Source organism: Kitasatospora sp. NPDC091257 (assembly GCF_044757675.1).
GTDB lineage: Bacteria > Actinomycetota > Actinomycetes > Streptomycetales > Streptomycetaceae > Kitasatospora > Kitasatospora lactacystinica.
In genome coordinates, this window is record NZ_JBIVVI010000057.1 from 1 (window position 1) to 15,577 (window position 15,577).

Genomic DNA, 15,577 nt, shown 5'->3' on the forward strand with positions numbered 1-15,577 from the left:
CTTCTCCAGGAAGAAGCAGAGGTCCTGGACCATGTAGTTGGGCGAGGCGTTGCGGATGACGCTGACGCCGTCGTGCCGGGCGGCGGCCAGCAGGGCGTTCTCGGTGACCGTGTCCCCGCGCTCGGTCAGCACGATCGGGCGGTCCATCGGGGCGCCCGGCTCGACCGAGGCGTGGTAGGCGCCGCCGGTGGTGGCGACCTCCAGGCCGAAGCGGCGCAGCGCGGTCAGGTGCGGCTGCACGGTGCGGGTGCCGAGGTCGCAGCCGCCCGCGTACGGGATGGCGAAGTGCTGGGCGCGGTGCATCAGCGGGCCGAGGAACATCAGCACGCTGCGGGTGCGGCGGGCCGCCTCGACGTCCATCGCCGCGAGGTCCAGCTCGGCGGGCGGGGTGAGTTCGAGGTCGCGGCCCTCGTTGATCCAGCGGCTCTTGACGCCGATGCTGGTGAGCACCTCAAGGATGCGGTAGACCTCCTCGATCCGCGCGACGCTGCGGATCGTGGTGCGGCCGGTGGTCAGCAGCGAGGCGCAGAGGATCGCCACGCAGGCGTTCTTGCTGCTGCGGACGTCGATCGCACCGGAGAGCCGGGTGCCGCCGGCGACGCGCAGGTGCATCGGGCCGGAGTAGCCGAGGGAGACGATCTCGCTGTCGAGGGCTTCGCCGATGCGGGCGATCATCTCAAGGCTGACGTTCTGCTTGCCCTGTTCGATGCGGTTGACCGCGCTCTGGCTGGTTCCGAGGGCCTCTCCGAGCTGCGCCTGGGACCAGCCGCGGTGCTGGCGCGCGGTACGGATGAGGGTGCCGATACGGGTGAGGTAGTCGCCTGTCACTCGCCAGACGATATCTCATGGTTGAGATGGCGACAGACCGGGGGTCCGGCGTGGTACTCCATTTGTCCGTTTCTCGCCCCGTATGGACGTCAGTTCTTCACATCACCAGGTGAGGTTGTCGCGCCGTCGTGACACTCGTGACAGTGTCACGGCCCGAGCGGCTCCGCCCGGCCGACGACGGTGCCCGCGCGGTCGATGCAGATGACGTCCACCGCGACCGGCGAGCCCAGCAGCACGCCGAGCGCCGTCGCCCGGGCCGCCTCGGCGACCAGATCCCCGAGCGGCACCCCGGCCGCCCGGCACAACTGCACCGCTTCCAGTGCGGTGTTGGCACCCGCGACCGCCCCGGCCAGCGCCTCGTCGGCCCCGCCCCGACGGGCCAGTTCGGCCAAGTACCCCTTGTCCACCTGGGAGCGCGCCGAGTGGAGGTCGAGGTGGCCGGCCGCGAGCTTGGACAGTTTGGCGAAGCCGCCCGCGATGGTCAGCCGGGGCACCGGGTGGCGCTTGAGGTACTTGAGCACGGCGCCGGCGAAATCGCCCATGTCCAGCAGCGCGTCCTCCGGCAGCCCGTGCTCCGCCACCGCGACCTTCTCCGAGGTCGACCCGGTGCAGCCGGCCACGTGGGTGCGCCCTGCCGCCCGGGCCACGTCCACCCCGCGGCGGATCGAGTCGATCCAGGCCGAGCAGGAGTAGGGGACGACCACCCCGGTCGTGCCGAGGATGGACAGACCGCCGAGGATGCCGAGCCGGGGGTTCCAGGTGGAACGGGCGATCTCCTCGCCGTGGTCGACCGAGATCTCCACCACCACGTCCCCGCTGCCACCGCGGGCGGCGGCCACCTCGGCGACCGCGTCCCGGATCATCTGCCGGGGCACCGGGTTGATGGCGGGCTCGCCGACCGGCAGCGGCAGGCCGGCCTTGGTGACCGTCCCCACCCCGGGACCGGCCCGGAACACCACCCCGGTGCCGGGCGCGCCGGGCCGTACGGTCGAGCGGATCAGCGCGCCGTGGGTGACGTCGGGGTCGTCGCCCGCGTCCTTGACCACCCCGGCCATGGCGGCGATGCGCCGGTCGGGGCCGGGCGCACCGGGCTTGTCGGGCTTGCCGGGCGCACCGACCGGCTCTCCGGCGACGGGGTTCGCGGCGGAGGCCGGCTCCTCGGCGGCGGTCAGTTCCTCGGCCGCGAGGGCGAAGGCGGGCTGCTGGCCCTTGGGCAGGGTGATGACCACCGGGTCCGGGAACTCGCCGGTGAGCAGCGCGGTGTACGCCGCCTTGGTGGCCGCGGTGGCGCAGGCCCCCGTCGTCCAGCCGGGCCGCAGGCCGCTGCTCTTCAGCTGGCCGGCCCGGCCTCCCGCTCCGGCTCCCGCCTCGGCTCCCGCTGCGGCCACCTGCGCCCCGTTTCCGACGGCGCCCGCGCCGTCCTGCTCCGCTCCGGCGGCCACACCGGCCGCCGCCGCCGATTTTCCCCCACCGGGCCGGGTGGGACCCGACCGGGGTGGCGGCACCCGCGTCCCTGCGCGGTGCGGAGGAATCCCGAGCACGAGCCGCACGGGGCCGCTGCCCCGCGTTCCCGAAGAGTTCTCTGCGCGGGCCTCGCCCACCGTGCCTACCAGTGAGTAATCTGGCGGTCCGCCAGAAGCGGGTTCATGACAGACGTGGGCCCGGCCGGGGTCGAAGCGCCCCGCCGGGCCATCAGCATGTGGGGGTTTTTGTGGCAGGGATGAGTCGGCGTACGTTCCTCACCGGTACGTCGGTGGCCGCCGCCTGGTCGGCCTTGTCGCTGGGCGGCGCGCAGTTCGCCTCGGGCGCGACGCGCGACCGGGCGCTGGCGACGACGGCCGAGCGGGCGGTCAGGATCACCGGGACCACGCTGGAGCAGGTGGCCACCCCGGTCGGTACCGGTGGCTACAAGCGGCTGACGGCCGGACCGGGCTGGCCCCTGATGGTGCGCGGCGACCTGGCGTCGGCGACCACCGGACGGGACGACCGCCGGACCGGCCTCGCCAGCTTCGTCCAGTTCAGCGACCTGCACCTGGTGGACACCGAGTCCCCGGTGCGCTTCGAGTACCTGGCCAAGCTCAACGGCAGCGCCTACCGGCCGCAGGAGGCCCTGAACGCCCGCGGTGTCTCGGCCCTCGTCGAGCGGGTCAACTCGCTCGCCGGCGGCCCCTACACCGGGATGCCGTTCAGCATGGTGATGGCCACCGGCGACAACACCGACAACCACGAGCTCGCCGAACTCGACTGGTACCTCAAGGTCATGGGCGGCGGCCGGCTGGCCCAGAACACCGGCGACCCGAGCCGCTACGAAGGGGTGCAGAACTCCGGCAACGCGGCCTACTGGAACCCCGAACTCTCCTACAGCGACGGCTACAAGGCGAAGGGCTTCCCGCAGATACCCGGCTTCCTGTCAGCCGCCGGCCGCCCCTTCGACGCGCCCGGCCTGCGCACGCCCTGGTACACCACGGTCGGCAACCACGACGACAGCATCGAGGGCTCGCTGCCGGACCTCGGACTGCTGAACGACCTGTACGCCGGCCAGTACAAGCTGGAGGGCTGCGACGACGCCACGGCCGCCCAGCTGATGGACTCGCTGCGCCGTGACCCGGCGGGCGCCGTACTGCTGCTCGCGAAGCTGATCGCCAGCGGCGACCTGGTGCGCAGGATCACCCCGGACGATCGCCGCCGGCCGTTCACGCTCAAGGAGTTCGCCAAGGCCCACCTGGACCCGGCGGTCACCGGCGCGGGCCCGTACGGGCACGGCTTCACCTCGGACATGGCCAACAGCGGCAAGCTCTACTACACCTTCCGCATCTCGGAGAAGGTGGTCGGCATCAGCCTGGACACCACCAACCAGGCCGGGTTCGCCGACGGTTCACTGGGCACCGCGCAACTGCGCTGGCTGGAGCAGCAGTTGAAGGCGCACAGCGGACACTGGTACGACGCCGACGGGCGCAAGGTGACCGGCGGGAGCACGGACGAGCTGATCCTCGTCTTCAGCCACCACACCAGCGGCACGATGGGCAACCTGCTGCCGGACCCGCGCAACATCTTCGAGGGGCGACACGACGGCAACGAGCTGGTGGCGCTGCTCCAGCGCTACCCGAACGTGGTCGCGTGGGTGAACGGGCACACCCACATGAACAAGATCACGCCGCACGGCCACGCGGTGCCGGAGCGGGCGTTCTGGGAGATCAACACCGCCTCGCACATCGACTACCCGCAGCACGGGCGGATCATCGAGATCGCGGACAACGGGGACGGCACGCTCTCGCTGTTCACCACGCTGATCGAGTCCTCCGCACCGTACGGGACGGACTTCGGCAGCACCTCGGACGCCAACCTCGCGGCGCTCTACCGCGAGCTGTCGTACAACGACCCGAACGGCCGGCCGACGGCACTGCTGGGCACGGACGGGGACCACAACACGGAGCTGCTGCTCACCAAGCCGACCCGGTAACGGCCGGGGTCCGGCGAACGGCGGCCAACGGGTGACGGCCGACAGTCGACGGATGGCGGATGGCGGATGACAGCTGACGAATGACGGATGACAGCGAACAGATGATGAAATCTGTTCGCTGTCATCCGTCGCCCGTCACTCCTCCGGGTACCGCCGCGGCGTCCAGACGACCTCCACGCCGCCGCCCCGCTCGACCGTCCGGGTCTGCGAGGAACCGATCAGCAGGACGGTCCGCATGTCGACCAGCGCCGGGTCCAGCTCGCCCAGCCGGACGATCCGCACCCGCTCGGTCGGGCCGCCGACGTCGCGGGCCATCACCACCGGGGTCTCCGGCGCCCGGTACTCCAGCAGCAGGTCCCGGGCGAGCCCGACCTGGGTGGTCCGGGACTTCGAGCCCGGGTTGTACAGCGCGAGCACCAGGTCCGCCCCGGCGGCGGCGCGCAGCCGCTTCGCCACCACGTCCCAGGGCTTGAGCCGGTCCGAGAGCGAGATCGTCGCGTAGTCGTGCCCGAGCGGGGCGCCGGCCCGGGAGGCGGCCGCATGGGCGGCGGTCATCCCCGGGAGCACCCGCACCGGGACGTCCCGGTACGCCTCCTCACAGGCGACCTCCAGCACCGCGGTGGCCATCGCGAACACCCCCGGGTCACCCGAGGACACCACCGCGACGCGGTGCCCGCGCCGGGCGAGGTCCAGGGCGTACTCGGCGCGCTCCGACTCCACCTTGTTGTCCGAGCCGTGCCGCCGCTGCCCCGGCCGTTCCGGCACCCGGTCCAGGTAGGTGGTGTAGCCGACCAGGTCGGTGGCCTCGGACAGCGCGCCGCGCGCCTCGGCGGTCAGCCAGAGCGGTCCGGCCGGCCCGGTGCCGACCACGGTCACACTGCCGACGCCCTCCGACAGCCGGATCTCCGGCTCCAGCGGCGCGACCTTGCTCGGCAGCACCACGACCGAGAAGTACGGCACCGTCCCGTCCTCGACCTCGGCGAGCGGCGCGACCCGCTCCCCCGCCATGAAGGCCCGCTCCACGTACTGCGCGTCCGCCAGCCGCCCGGCCCGCTCCAGGGCCCGGCGGACGGTCGGGAAGGTGCGCCCCAGCTTCATGATCACGGCCGAGTCGGCGGCCGCGATCCGCGCCGTCAGCTCCTCCTCGGGCAGCGTGCCGGGGATGACGGTGAGCGTCTCCTCGGCCTCGGTCAGCGGCTGTCCGAGCCGGGCGGCGGCCGCGCTGAGCGAGGTCACGCCCGGCACCACCTCGGTCGGGTAGCGGTGCGCTAGCCGCTTGTGCATGTGCTGGTAGGAGCCGTAGAAGAGCGGGTCGCCCTCCGCGAGGACCACCACGTCGCGCCCGGCGTCCAGGTGGGCGGCCAGCCGGGCGGCGGCCTCCTCGTAGAAGTCGTCCAGCGCGCCGCGGTAGCCGCCCGGGTGGTCGGTGGTCTCGACGGTGAGCGGGTAGACCAGCTTCTCCTCGACCTGACCGCCCGTTAGATACCGTTCGGCGATCGAGCGTGCGATGGACCGCCCGTGCCGGGCGCTGTGGTAGGCCACCACGTCGGCCTTGCCGATGAGTTCGGCGGCCCGGACGGTCACCAGCGACGGGTCGCCCGGGCCGAGCCCGACACCGTACAGCCGGCCCGTGTGGTTCTGATGTTCCGTCACTCTTCTTCGCTCGCAATCGCGTTGACGGCGGCGGCGGCCATCGCGCTGCCGCCGCGCCGGCCGCGCACCACCAGGTGCTCCAGGCCGGACGGGTGCTCGGCCAGGGCCTGCTTGGACTCGGCGGCGCCGATGAAGCCGACCGGAACGCCGATCACCGCGGCCGGTCGCGGTGCGCCCGCCTCGATCATCTCCAGCAGCCGGAACAGCGAGGTCGGCGCGTTGCCGACGGCGACCACCGCGCCCTCCAGCCGGGGCAGCCACAGCTCCATGGCCGCGGCGCTGCGGGTGTTGCCCATCTTCCGGGCGAGTTCGGGCACCGACGGGTCGGTGAGGGTGCAGATCACCTCGTTGTCGGCCGGCAGCCGCTTGCGGGTGACGCCGCTCGCGACCATGTTGACGTCGCAGAGGATGGGCGCACCGGCGTGCAGCGCGGCGCGCGCGGAGGCGACCACACCGGGCGAGTACACCAGGTCCTCGACCAGGTCGACCATCCCGCAGGCGTGGATCATCCGCACCGCGACCTGGGAGACGTCCGCCGGAAGGGCGGCCAGATCGGCCTCCGCGCGGATGGTGGCAAAGGACTGGCGGTAGATGGACGCGCCGTCCTTCTCGTACTCGATCACTTCGTGGTCCTCCTGGCCTCGGCGACCGCCTCGGCCATCTCCTCGTTCGTCACGTCGACGCCCGTCGCGTCCTTGACGTCCGCCGCATCGGCAGCCGTCGCACCGGCTCCCGCGGCGTTCACCGTCACCCGATAGCCGCGCCCTGTGGCGAGCACGTCCACCCAGCGCCCGGCCGGGTGGCCGCAGCGCCGTTCACAGCCCGACCAGTGGACGGGCAGCACACCTGTGGGCCCGGCACCGACCCCCACCACGAGACCCGCCCCCGCAGCGGCACCGGCGTCCAACGCGGCACCGACTGCCGCAGCGGCACCGGAGTCCAACGCCCGGGCCGCGTCCGAGCGGACGTCGGCCAGCGACTTGGCGCAGCCCGGCAGCCCGGTGCAGGCGGTGGCCCGCTCCCAGGCCGAGCCGGGCTCGGTGCGAAAGCCCGCCGCGGCGAGAGCCGGCAACCGGTCGGCCGGAGCGCCGGGCAGCACCGCTCCGCGCCAGGGGGTCAGTCGCAGTTCGCCGGCCGAGGCGGCGACCAGCGTCCGCCACTGCCCGGCGCCCGCCCGGCCGAAGCGCAGTCCCACCGAGAGCCCGCCGGGCAGCGCGCCGACGGCGGGCGCGGCACCGGCGAAGGCGGGCAGCGGAACCGGGCCGGCCGGCAGCAGGTCGGGGGCCTCGCGCAGGTGCCAGGCCTTGCGCCCGTTGGTCCGCAGCGCCGCCAGGAAGGAGCGGGCCGCGTCCAGCACGGCCGTCACCTCCTGCCCGGCCTCGACCGGGTGTCCGTGGTCGGCTCGCCCGAGGCGCAGCAGCCGGGTGCCGTCCGGGCCTGCGATCAATGTCACATCGGCGTCGAGCGCGGCGACGTCGCCCCGCCCGTCGTCCAGCGCGAACAGGAACTTGCCGGAGAGCCCGGCCGCCCAGTCGCTCGCGCACAGTCGTGCGTCCAATTCCCGTACCCAGGCCTGTACATCGGCTCTGCCGGGGCCGCCTGCGGCGTCCAGTCCGGCCGCCGGCGAGGCGATGATGTTGCGGACCCGCTCGTGGGTGTCCGAGGGCAGCAGTCCGACGGCGCGCAGCCGGTCGGCGAGCTCGGCCGCGCAGTGCGGGGCCAGGCCGCGCAGCTGGACGTTGCCGCGCGAGGTGGTCTCCAGCTCACCGTCGCCGAGGACCTCGGCCGCCTCGGCCAGCGCGAGGGCCTGACGATCCGTCAGCAGCCCGCCGGGCAGGCGGATCCGGGCGAGGGCGCCGTCGTCGGCCGTATGCAGACGAAGCGCTCCGGGGCAGGCGTCCGCACGCCCCCGGTCGGGCACCTCCCGGTCGGGTCCTGCGGCGCCCGGCGCGGTGGCGTCGGGTGTCGGTGGCATGGCGGCGAGCATACAGATGATCCGATCGCTTGCCTCCGTCCGCTGCATCACACCCGGGCCGCACCTCGGTCGCACCCCGGCCGCACCCCGACCACCTCATCGGCTTCACCACCGGCCCCGCGCCCCGCTTCGACCCCGCTACACCCCCCCGCCTCGGCCCCGCTTCGTCGCGCTTCGGCCCCGCTTCGCCCCCGCTTCACCACCGCTTCACCGCCGCCTCGTTGTCGCCTCGCATGCCCGAACGTCCGAAAGCTCACCCTCCCCCAGGTCAGCCGTACCCCGTACGATGCTGACGGGCGGTCCCAGCGGGCCGCCCACACGCCAGCGACGGCGCAGGGGAGGAAACCGGTGCGAACCCGGTGCGGTCCCGCCACTGTGACCGCGGTTCACCGGTAGACCGGTCGGCCGCGGGAGCCAGGAACTCCTGCCGTCCTCCACCGGCCCGGGGCGCGGACCCCGAGGAAGGCAGACATGTTCCAGCGCTGTCGCATGCCCGCGCCCGCGTCCCCGGCCGCCATCACGGCCGTTCCGGCCGCCGCCACGACCACCCCGGTCGACCGCGCGGCCGCTCCGGCCACCTCTGCGGCCGACCCGGCCCAGATCCCGGCCGCCCTGGCCACCGACGAGGCCGGGAGGGCCTTCATATGATCCTGCTGCTGTCGACGTCCGACACCGACCTGCTCAGCGCCCGCGCTTCCGAGGGCCCGGTGCGCTACCGGCTCGGCAACCCGGCCCGACTCACCCCCGAGGACCTGCCCGCGCTGCTGGAGGGCACCGAGCTCGTCGTGGTCCGCCTGCTCGGCGGGCGCCGCGCCTGGCAGGAGGGCCTGGACACGCTGCTGGCCGGCCCCCGCCCGGTCATCGTGCTGACGGGTGAGCAGGCCCCCGACGCCCAGCTGATGGAGCTGTCCACCGTCCCGGCCGGCATCGCCGCCGAGGCGCACGCCTACCTGGCCCACGGCGGCGCGGCCAACCTGGCCGAGCTGGGCGCCTTCCTCTCCGACACCGTGCTGCTGACCGGTCACGGCTTCGCCCCGCCCGCCTCCGCCCCGGCCTGGGGCCCGCTGGAGCGCGAAGCCCGTACGACCGAGGGACCGACCGTCGCGGTGCTCTACTACCGCGCCCACCACATGAGCGGCAACACCGCCTTCGTGGAGACGCTCTGCCGAGCCGTCGAGGACCAGGGAGCCCGGGCCAAGGCCTACTACTGCGCCTCGCTGCGCGGCGCCGAGCCGGAGCTGCTGGCCGCGCTCGGCGAGGCCGACGCCATCGTCACCACCGTGCTCGCCGCCGGCGGCACCCGCCCGGCCGACGCCCAGGCCGGCGGGGACGAGGAGGCCTGGGACGCGGGCGCGCTGGCCGCCCTCGACCGGCCGATCCTCCAGGCGCTCTGCCTCACCTGGTCGCGCGCCCAGTGGGAGGCCAGCGACGACGGCCTGTCCCCGCTGGACACCGCCACCCAGATCGCCGTGCCGGAGTTCGACGGCCGCCTGATCAGCGTCCCGTTCTCCTTCAAGGAGCTGGACGAGGACGGCCTCACCGTCTACGCCGCCGACCCGGAGCGCGCCGCCCGGGTCGCCGGCACCGCCGTCAAGCACGCCCGGCTGCGGCACGTTCCGGCCGCCGAGCGCCGCCTCGCCCTGGTGCTGTCCGCGTACCCGACCAAGCACGCCCGGGTCGGCAACGCCGTCGGCCTGGACACCCCGGCCAGTGCGGTGCGGCTGCTGGAGCGGCTGCGCGCGGAGGGCATGGACCTCGGGAACGACCTCCCCTCGTTCGACGACGGCGAGGGCGGCCACGAGGGCGACGCGCTGATCCACGCCCTGATCGCGGCCGGCGGCTACGACCAGGACTGGCTCACCGAGGACCAGCTGGCCCGCAACCCGGTGCGCATCCCCGCGGCCGACTACCGCCGCTGGTACGCCACCCTCCCGCAGGGCCTGCGCGAGCAAGTCGAGGAGCACTGGGGCCCGGCCCCCGGCGAGCTGTACGTCGACCGCTCGCAGAACCCGGACGGCGACATCGTGCTGGCCGCGATCCGCTCCGGGAACCTGCTCGTGCTGATCCAGCCGCCGCGCGGCTTCGGCGAGAACCCGGTCGCCATCTACCACGACCCCGACCTGCCGCCGAGCCACCACTACCTGGCCGCCTACCGCTGGATCGAGGCCGCCCAGGAGGACGGCGGCTTCGGCGCCCACGCGGTGATCCACCTCGGCAAGCACGGCAACCTGGAGTGGCTGCCCGGCAAGACCGCCGCGCTGTCCGCCGAGTGCGGCCCGGACGCCGTCCTCGGCGACCTGCCGCTGGTCTACCCCTTCCTGGTCAACGACCCGGGCGAGGGCACCCAGGCCAAGCGCCGCGCCCACGCCACGCTCGTCGACCACCTCGTCCCGCCGATGGCCCGCGCCGACTCCTACGGCGACATCGCGCGCCTGGAGCAGCTGCTGGACGAGCACTCCAACATCGCCGCGATGGACCCGGCCAAGCTGCCGGCGATCCGCGCCCAGATCTGGACCCTGATCCAGGCCGCCAAGCTCGACCACGACCTCGGCCTGGACGAGCGCCCCGAGGACGACGGCTTCGACGACTTCCTGCTGCACGTCGACGGCTGGCTCTGCGAGGTCAAGGACGCCCAGATCCGCGACGGTCTGCACGTCCTCGGCCAGGCTCCGGCCGGCACCGACCGGGTCAACATCGTGCTCGCCATCCTGCGCGCCCGGCAGATCTGGGGCGGCGTCAGCGCCCTGCCCGGCCTGCGCGAGGCGCTCGGCCTGGACGAGGCGGCGCTCACCCTCGGCGCCACCGACGCGGCCGAGGCCAAGGCGCGCGCCCTGGTCGAAGCCATGGAGGCGGAGGACTGGGCGCCCGAGGCGGTCGAGAAGGTCACCGCCGAGCTGCCGGAGACCGTCCAGGAGGCCGTCCGCAAGGTGCTGGACTTCGCCGCCACCCAGGTGGTGCCGCGGCTGTCCGCCACCACCGACGAGCTGGACGCCGTGCTGCACGCGCTCCAGGGTGGCTTCGTCCCGGCCGGCCCGTCCGGCTCGCCGCTGCGCGGCCTGGTCAACGTGCTGCCGACCGGCCGCAACTTCTACTCCGTCGACCCGAAGGCCGTCCCCAGCAAGCTCGCCTGGGAGACCGGCCAGGCCCTCGCCACCTCGCTGGTCGAGCGGTACACCGCCGACAACGACGGCGCCTACCCGCCCTCGGTCGGGCTCTCGCTCTGGGGCACCAGCGCGATGCGCACGGCCGGCGACGACATCGCCGAGGCCTTCGCCCTGCTCGGCGTGCGCCCGGTCTGGGACGACGCCTCGCGCCGGGTCACCGGCCTGGAGCCGATCCCGCTGGAGGAGCTGGGCCGCCCGCGCATCGATGTCACGCTGCGCATCTCCGGCTTCTTCCGGGACGCCTTCCCGCACGTCGTCGCCCTGCTGGACGACGCGGTGCGCCTGGCCGCCGCCCAGGAGGAGTCCCCCGAGTCGAACTACGTGCGCGCCCACGTCCAGGCCGACCTCGCCGTGCACGGCGACGAGCGCAAGGCCACCGTCCGGGTCTTCGGCTCCCGCCCGGGCACGTACGGGGCGGGCCTGCTGCAGCTGATCGACAGCCGGGACTGGCGCACCGACGCCGACCTGGCCGAGGTGTACACGGTCTGGGGCGGCTACGCGTACGGCCGCGGGCTGGACGGGCGCCCGGCGCGCGAGGAGATGGAGACCGCGTACAAGCGGATCACCGTCGCCGCGAAGAACACCGACACCCGTGAGCACGACATCGCCGACTCGGACGACTACTTCCAGTACCACGGCGGCATGGTGGCCACCGTGCGCGCCCTCACCGGCAAGGCGCCGACCGCCTACATCGGCGACTCGACCCGCCCGGAGACGGTCCGCACCCGCACCCTGACCGAGGAGGCCGCCCGCGTCTTCCGCGCCCGGGTGGTCAACCCGCGCTGGATCGAGGCGATGCGCCGCCACGGCTACAAGGGCGCCTTCGAGATGGCCGCGACGGTGGACTACCTGTTCGGCTACGACGCCACCACGGGCGTGGTCGCGGACTGGATGTACGAGAAGCTGACCCAGGAGTACGTCCTCGACCCGGTCAACCGGGAGTTCCTCGCGGGCGCCAACCCGTGGGCGCTGCACGGGATCAGCGAGCGGCTGCTGGAGGCGGCGAGCCGCGGGCTGTGGGAGCAGCCGGACCCGCGGCTGATCGAGCAGCTGCAGGCCGCGTTCCTGGAGACCGAGGGTGACCTGGAGGGCGGCGAGGACTGACGCCCCGCTGAGCGGAGGCCGCCGGTGTCAGGACCGGCGGCCTTCGCGTTCCCACCACTGCGCTTCGAGGCGGGCCCGCCAGCGGTCGGCCTCCCCGGTCCGGCCGGCGGCGACCAGGACGTCCAGGTAGGTGGCCTGGAAGGCGAGACCGACGTGGTCGTCGTCGACGCGTCGTTCCACCAGCTTCAGCGCGTCGTCGTACCTCCCGGCGGTCAGCAGAATCCGGGCCAGGATCTCTGCGATGTACGCCCGGTCCGTCAACGGGCGCAGCTCCTGCTCCGCCTCGTCGAACTTCCCTTGGAGTGCCAGGGCCTGGGCGAGCCACTCCTTGACCTCGATGTCATCACTGCCCGACGACCGGGCGACCCGCTCGGCCTCGGCGAACCGGCCGGCCTTGACCAACGCCCTGGCACAGCCGGCCACGCAGAGGTTGTCGGTCGGGAAGAGCTCAGCGCCCCGCCGGTAGTACGGCAGAGCTTCCTCGGGACGGTTCAGGTAGTCGAGATAGCCCGCCACGGACCAGGCGTACAGCCCGTTGCCGGGGTCGAGCCGAAGGGCGTTCAGCATGTGTCCGAGCGACGCCTCGACGTCCCCGAGGTGGTCCTCCAGGTAATCGGCGACCGCTTCGGCCGCGTCCGCCGACTCCATGTCCACGCCCCGGAGCACCTTCAGAACAGCTGTGATCCCGCTGTCATTCGACTTGGCCAGAGCGCGCAGGTACAACACCGTCAACGGGCTCCGAGGGCTCCCTTCGAATTCCTTCTTCAGGAATTTCGCAGCTTCTTGAGGATTTCCGGAGTCGAGCATCCTCTCGGCGATGCGGTACGCAATGCGCTGCCTCCCCAGACCTGTTTCCGTCCCTTCCGACAGCCGATAGCGGCGACTGTCCGTGGGCGTCGCCCGGTCGGCTGGTTCCTCCGGGCGGTCCTCCTGAAGCCGAGCGGACTTCCAGGCGGCGCGGAACTCCTCCGGATCTCCCCCGAGCGCCTCCACGATCAGCTCCAGCGCGCCCCACCGGGGCAGGCGCTTGCCGGTCAGCGCCTGGTGGACGGTGCTGTGGCTCACCGCGCCGGCGGTCCCGGCGGCGATCCGGCGGGTGCTGGGCTCGCCGGCGTTGAGGTGCAGCTCACGAAGTCGCACGGTCAGGTCGGCGAGCGCTCCACCATTTTGCACGTATTGCCCCCTTTTTCCGTAATCCCTCGTAAAACGTTACACCACTCCCGTCCCGCCGGGTCCCGCCACGTATCACTCGGTAACGCTTTGCCCGGCCCCGTATTCGACACGTCCCGGTACACCAGATTTGAAGCATGACGACGAACACCGAAACCAGCACGGCCGGGAACGGGAAACTCCACGAGCGCATCAAAGTCGCGATCAGCCTCCTTTCCGCGGCCAATCTCCTCACGCAGGTGATTTCGGGGGTGATCCAGTTGTTCCGATGATTCGCCTGTCCGCCGATCCGCGTCGGCCTCGTGTGCGGCCATCTGGCACCGAGGGCGGTCCGAGCGGACAATACGGGGCATGTCGCGCCGCACCGCTCCCACCAGCCCTGCTCCGACCACGACGACCACGACCCCCACCGAGGGGCGGGAGCCGCACGCGCCGCACCGGTACCGGGGGCGGATCGGTGCGCTGGCGGCCGGAGCGGTTCCGGTGCTCGCCTTCCCCGAACCCGGGCAGGCGTGGCTGGCGTGGATCGCGCTGGTGCCCGGGCTGCTGCTGATGCAGCGGGCGCCGTCGGGCCGGGAGGCGGCGGTGCGCGGCTGGTGGTTCGGGGCGGGGTTCATCCTCGCGGCGATGTCCTGGCTGGTCCCGTCCATCGGGCCGGGGCTGCCGGTGCTCGCGGTGCTGCTCGGGGCGCTCCAGAGCGGCGTCGGGTACACCGTGCACCGGCTGCTGCACCCCCGGCTCTCCGCCCGGCGGGCGCTCCTGGCGCTCCTGGTCGTCCCCGCGGTCTGGGTGACCACCGAGTACGCGCGGTCCTGGCCCGCGCTCGGCGGCCCGTGGGCGCTGCTCGGCGCCACCCAGTGGCGGCACCCGGCGATCCTCGCCCTGGCCTCGGCCGGCGGGATCTGGCTGGTCAGTGCGGCGGTGGCGGCGGTGAACACCGGGGTGCTGATCGCGCTGACCGCGGTGCACCGGCGGCCGCGGGCCGTCGCCGCCGGCTCCGTCGTGCTGGTGCTGGCCTCCGGCCCGCTGCTGTTCGCACTGCGCGAGGCGCCCGCCAGGGACGGGGCCGCGACCGTGGCACTGGTCCAGCCCGGCATCGTGGAGGACCCCAAGGCCCGGTTCGAGGCGAGCGCGCGGATCACGGCCGGACTCGTCGGGCAGCCGGTGGACCTGGTCGTGTGGGGCGAGAGCAGCACCACCGCCGACCTGGACCGCGACCCGGCCGCGCTGGACACGCTGCGCGGGCTCGCCGCGACCACCGGCGCCGAGGTCGTCGCCGGGGAGGACGCGCGCAAGGCGGACGGGCGGATCTCCAAGGACGCGGTACTGGTCTCCCCCGCCGGCGTGGTGGACCGCTACCGCAAGATCCGGCTGGTGCCGTTCGGCGAGTACATCCCGCTGCGGCCGGCGCTCGGCTGGATAGCCGGGGTCAGCCGGGCGGCGGGCGAGAACCGGGCGCCCGGCACGTCCTTCCACGTCCTGCCCGCCACCGACCGGGCAGGCGTGCCGCTGCCCGTCGGGGCGCTGATCTGCTTCGAGTCGGCCTTCCCCGACATGGCCCGCACCGCCGCCCGGGACGGCGCCCGGGTGCTGGTCTACCAGTCCTCGACCTCGACCTTCCAGCGCACCTGGGCGCCCGAGCAGCACGTCTCGCTGGCGGCGATCCGGGCCGCCGAGACGGGGCGTCCGGCCGTGCAGGGTTCGCTGACCGGGGTCTCGGCCGCCTTCGACGCCCAGGGCCGGGAGCTCGCCCGGCTCGGCACCGGCGGCACCGGCGGCACCGGCGGCACCGGCGCGCTGAGCGTCCGGCTGCCGCTCACCGCGCCCGGAACCCTGACCTGGTACGACCGGATCGGCGACGTGGTGCCGCTCGGGGCGCTGCTGGTCACGGCGGGGGCGGCGCTGGTGGCCGTGGCCGGGTGGCGGCGCTCGCGCGTCGCCCGGCGGGCCGGTCAGCCCTCGGCGCCGGCGGCGTAGACCCCGAACGCGGCGCCCTGGGGGTCGCGCAGCACGGCGATCCGCCGTCCCCCCGGCAGTCCGGTGGCGGGCATCAGGACGTCCCCGCCGAGCGCCGTCGCCCGACCGACGGTGTTGTCGACGTCGGCGACCGCGAAGTACGGCAGCCAGTGCGGCGGCACCTGGGGCGGGAAGCGGTCGTCCATCGTCAGCATGCCGCCGAAGTCCCGTCCGTCCAGACCCCATTGGGGGTAGTGCTCGGACGGG

The 15,577-nt window shown here is 73.5% G+C and carries 11 protein-coding genes, 1 pseudogene and 1 riboswitch; of the genes and pseudogenes, 5 read left to right on the top strand and 7 right to left on the bottom strand.

Annotated elements, in window-relative coordinates; all coding sequences use genetic code 11:
- A partial coding sequence (locus ACIQOV_RS04565) for a helix-turn-helix domain-containing protein (protein ID WP_401044836.1) occupies positions 1 to 828 on the bottom strand: 828 nt, incomplete at its 3' end.
- Positions 829 to 974: 146 nt separating this feature from the next.
- The gene (locus ACIQOV_RS04570; RefSeq protein WP_401044839.1) at positions 975 to 2,216 is read right to left on the bottom strand and encodes a cobalt-precorrin-5B (C(1))-methyltransferase; all 1,242 of its coding nucleotides are present in this window, start codon (positions 2,214 to 2,216) and stop codon (positions 975 to 977) included.
- 332 nt (positions 2,217 to 2,548) lie between these two features.
- Between ACIQOV_RS04570 and ACIQOV_RS04575 the strand changes: the two genes are divergently transcribed.
- A complete protein-coding gene (locus ACIQOV_RS04575; protein WP_401044842.1) occupies positions 2,549 to 4,288 on the top strand; it encodes a TIGR03767 family metallophosphoesterase in 1,740 nt (579 codons plus the stop codon).
- A 135-nt stretch (positions 4,289 to 4,423) separates the two neighbouring features.
- Here ACIQOV_RS04575 and ACIQOV_RS04580 read toward each other — a convergent pair whose 3' ends face one another.
- The 3 genes from ACIQOV_RS04580 to ACIQOV_RS04590 are packed head-to-tail and all read right to left on the bottom strand — an operon-like array spanning position 4,424 to position 7,928.
- Positions 4,424 to 5,941, bottom strand: coding sequence for a precorrin-2 C(20)-methyltransferase (locus ACIQOV_RS04580; RefSeq protein ID WP_401044844.1), 1,518 nt, complete (start codon positions 5,939 to 5,941; stop codon positions 4,424 to 4,426).
- Complete coding sequence (locus ACIQOV_RS04585; RefSeq protein ID WP_359901678.1) at positions 5,938 to 6,564, bottom strand: precorrin-8X methylmutase; 627 nt, start codon at positions 6,562 to 6,564, stop codon at positions 5,938 to 5,940. The genes ACIQOV_RS04580 and ACIQOV_RS04585 overlap by 4 nt, the downstream gene beginning before the upstream one ends.
- Positions 6,561 to 7,928 carry a hypothetical protein gene (locus ACIQOV_RS04590; protein ID WP_401044847.1) on the bottom strand — a complete coding sequence of 456 codons (1,368 nt, stop codon included), beginning with the start codon at positions 7,926 to 7,928 and terminating at the stop codon, positions 6,561 to 6,563. The genes ACIQOV_RS04585 and ACIQOV_RS04590 overlap by 4 nt, the downstream gene beginning before the upstream one ends.
- Before the next feature lie 326 nt (positions 7,929 to 8,254).
- Positions 8,255 to 8,340: riboswitch (cobalamin riboswitch) on the top strand.
- Positions 8,341 to 8,387: 47 nt separating this feature from the next.
- On the opposite strand from ACIQOV_RS04590, the gene ACIQOV_RS04595 reads away from it, so the two are divergent.
- Positions 8,388 to 8,564 (top strand): hypothetical protein, encoded by a 177-nt coding sequence (locus ACIQOV_RS04595; protein ID WP_380539474.1) that lies wholly within the window; start codon positions 8,388 to 8,390, stop codon positions 8,562 to 8,564.
- On the top strand, positions 8,561 to 12,184 hold the full coding sequence (gene cobN / locus ACIQOV_RS04600; protein ID WP_401044851.1) for a cobaltochelatase subunit CobN: 3,624 nt from the start codon (positions 8,561 to 8,563) through the stop codon (positions 12,182 to 12,184). The genes ACIQOV_RS04595 and cobN overlap by 4 nt, the downstream gene beginning before the upstream one ends.
- Positions 12,185 to 12,211: 27 nt before the next feature.
- On the opposite strand, the gene ACIQOV_RS04605 is transcribed toward cobN, so the two are convergent.
- A complete protein-coding gene (locus ACIQOV_RS04605; protein WP_401044854.1) occupies positions 12,212 to 13,357 on the bottom strand; it encodes a tetratricopeptide repeat protein in 1,146 nt (381 codons plus the stop codon).
- 134 nt (positions 13,358 to 13,491) lie between these two features.
- Here ACIQOV_RS04605 and ACIQOV_RS04610 point away from each other — a divergent pair, with 134 nt between their 5' ends.
- Together ACIQOV_RS04610 and lnt are read left to right on the top strand one after the other, a co-directional pair.
- On the top strand, positions 13,492 to 13,626 hold the full coding sequence (locus ACIQOV_RS04610; RefSeq protein ID WP_401044857.1) for a hypothetical protein: 135 nt from the start codon (positions 13,492 to 13,494) through the stop codon (positions 13,624 to 13,626).
- A gap of 79 nt (positions 13,627 to 13,705) precedes the next feature.
- The gene (gene lnt, locus ACIQOV_RS04615; RefSeq protein ID WP_401044860.1) at positions 13,706 to 15,331 is read left to right on the top strand and encodes an apolipoprotein N-acyltransferase; all 1,626 of its coding nucleotides are present in this window, start codon (positions 13,706 to 13,708) and stop codon (positions 15,329 to 15,331) included.
- On the opposite strand, the pseudogene ACIQOV_RS04620 reads toward lnt, so the two are convergent.
- Positions 15,307 to 15,577, bottom strand: a pseudogene (locus ACIQOV_RS04620) (VOC family protein); the annotation flags it as partial. The gene lnt and the pseudogene ACIQOV_RS04620 overlap by 25 nt on opposite strands.